The organism is Pseudomonas moorei, assembly GCF_008801475.1.
Classification (GTDB): domain Bacteria; phylum Pseudomonadota; class Gammaproteobacteria; order Pseudomonadales; family Pseudomonadaceae; genus Aquipseudomonas; species Aquipseudomonas moorei.
Map to the genome: position 1 here is coordinate 1 of NZ_VZPP01000053.1, position 279 is coordinate 279.

Below are 279 nucleotides of genomic sequence, written 5' to 3' on the forward strand. Positions count from 1 at the left end.
TGAGGTCGGTGAAGCTGTCATCCACTGGGGTGACGCTGATGTTCAGGGTCGAAGTGACGTCCGCACCGGAACCGTCGGTGACGGTGTAGGTCACGGTCGGCACTGCGCCGTTGTAATTGGCGTCCGGCGTGAAGGTGTAAGCGCCGTTGGCGCCGATCACCAGGGTGCCGACGTTGGCGATGGTGGCGGTCTGGCCCGCAGTGAAAGTGCCATTGACGCCGTCGATGCTGAAGCTGACCACGCTGACGGGACCGTCAACGCTCGACGTACCCGTCAACA

At 63.1% G+C, this 279-nt stretch carries 1 protein-coding gene; it reads right to left on the bottom strand.

The features are described from left to right. A partial coding sequence (locus F7R06_RS30860; protein ID WP_170288746.1) for a cadherin-like domain-containing protein occupies positions 1-279 on the bottom strand: 279 nt, incomplete at both ends.